General features: G+C 69.1%; 1 protein-coding gene and 1 pseudogene. Both read right to left on the minus strand.

The genetic code is table 11. From position 1 onward, the window contains the following. Position 1: 1 nt before the first annotated feature. Positions 2-1,120 carry a type II secretion system F family protein gene (locus tag BGRAMDRAFT_RS33140; RefSeq protein ID WP_006053308.1) on the minus strand — a complete coding sequence of 373 codons (1,119 nt, stop codon included), beginning with the start codon at positions 1,118-1,120 and terminating at the stop codon, positions 2-4. A gap of 2 nt (positions 1,121-1,122) precedes the next feature. Beyond that, positions 1,123-2,198 (minus strand): annotated as a pseudogene (locus BGRAMDRAFT_RS33145) (type II secretion system F family protein). Positions 2,199-2,217: the final 19 nt, after the last annotated feature.

The raw sequence follows: 2,217 nt of genomic DNA on the forward strand, positions 1-2,217 counted from the left end.
CTTACCGATGCATCGACTTCAGCGAATGGGACACGGACATCACACCCGGCCCCGCGGTGACGATCATCAGCGCGGGAAGCAGTGTCAGGATCATCACGCCGGTCATCTTCACCGCCATCCGGCCGATCCGTTCGCGCAGCATCGCGCGGCGCGTTTCGCGCAGGCGGTCGCCGAACTGCTTGAGCGGTTCCTGCACCGCGCCGCCGTGGCGGTCCACCTGAATCAGCAGGCGCACCACGGCGCGCAGGTCTTCGTTGTCGAAGCTGGACGCAAGCCGCGACAGCGACTGCTCGCGCGTGCGGCCCGCGGCAAACTGGCCTTGCGCGATTTCGAGTTCGCTCGCGAGCACGGGCAAGACGCCGCGAAAATCGTTGACCATCACCTGAAGGCTTTGATCGAGCGAGAGGCCGACGCCCTGCAAGAGGCGCAAGAGATCGACGAGCATCGGCAATTCGTCGACGACCGCGCCGCGACGCGCCGCCGCGCGCCGGCGCAACACCAGCTTCGGCGCCATCACGCCGCACATGAACGCGACGATCACGACGAGCACATAACGGGGACCGTCGACATGCGCGTGCGCGATCGGGCCGGCGACGAGCGGCAGCATGATCGCGCCCGCGATCCGCGCCATCAGGAACAGTCCGCGCGCGCGGGCATCGACGAAACCGCACTGTTCGAGAAGCCGCCGGTCCTCCTGCGCGACGACCTGCCGGCCAACCGATGTGTCGAGCCAGCGCGTGCCGGCGTCGGCGCATCGTTCGAGCAGGCCTTTCATGCCGCGTGCGCGCTTGACGTTGGCCGAAGTGCCGCGCGAGGACGATGTATTCAGCGCGTGCGCGGCATTGGACGCATTGGGCGCGTGCGACCCGCTAGCCACGCTTGCCACGCTCGATGCGTTCGCAGCGCCGCCGCGCTGCGCGGCATTCGCCGCATTGCCCGCCTGCGCGCCACGAGCGCCTGCGGCCGCCGCGCTTTGCAGCGCGCGTCCGTCGAGTGCGTGCGCGAGCGTGCGAGCGCTGCGGCGTGCCGCGGCAAGACGCGCGACCAGCAAGCCGGCAAGCAGCAGCAAGCCCGCGGCGGCGAACGCAAGCGCAAGAGCGAAGAGTTCGTTCGGGCGCATCGTCATGCCTTCAACCGGGCGAGCCGGTAGAGCAGATACGCGCCCGTCAATTGCAGCGCGAACGCGAGATAGAGAATCTGGCGGCCGCCCGGATCGAACCACATGGAGCCGAAATAGCGCGGGTTCGTCAGAATCAGAAAGCCGCCTATGCCGACGGGCAACATGCCGAGCACCCACGACGACAGCCGCGTTTCCGACGACATCGCGACGAGTTCGCGTTCGGCCTGCTCGAGATCGCGCATGAACGACGACATGCGGTCGAGCATGACGTCCGCGCGGCCGCCGTATTTAACGGAGAGCCGCAGCACCGCGCCCACCAGTTCGAGTTCGCGCGCGCCGTACAGGACCGCGACGTGAGACAGCGCGCGGTCGATCTCGACGCCGGATCTGAGCATCCGCGAAACGTGGTCGAGGCATTCGCGCAGCGGCGCCTCGGTGGTTTGCAGCGAGGCCTGGAACGCGGCGGGCACGCTGTTGCCGAGCGTGATCAGACGCACGATGCCGTCGAGAAACGACGGCAGTTGCCGCACGATCGCCTGACGGCGCCGGCTTGCGCGCATCGACATCACGAAGTAGAGGAACACCGCGCAGCCCAGCAGCGTGACGCCGGCGGCGAGTGGGCCGCCCTGGCTGCCGGCCACGAGACACAAGGTCACGATGACGGCTGCAACCGCGGCGAGCGACGCGCGCGCGTTGCGCAGTCCGGCGCGGTTGAGCCTCGCGCCGATTGCATAGCGCATGCGTGCGCCCAGATAACGCAGATGCGCGTCCCAGCCCGCGTCGGCGGCCGGCGCTTGCGGCGCGAACGCGACGCCGGGCGCGGCGCGGCGTGCGGAAGCGGACGCCGATCCCGCGGCCGCGCCCGAAGACGAAGACGAAGCGCCGCCCGAAGACGATGCGCCACGCGGCGCGCTTGCAGCACCGCTTGCACCCGCTGCGCCCGATGCCATCGCCGCGCCGCTCATCGCGGCCGTCGACGCGACGCTCATCCGGCTGTCGATAAAGCGCTCCGCGCTCGTCTGCTTCTTTGCGTTGCGCGCCGCGCTGCAGATGAGCAGCGCAGTGTCGTGCACAGCAGCGTGAGCGCGGCAAAGACC

The organism is Paraburkholderia graminis C4D1M, assembly GCF_000172415.1.
Lineage (GTDB): Bacteria > Pseudomonadota > Gammaproteobacteria > Burkholderiales > Burkholderiaceae > Paraburkholderia > Paraburkholderia graminis.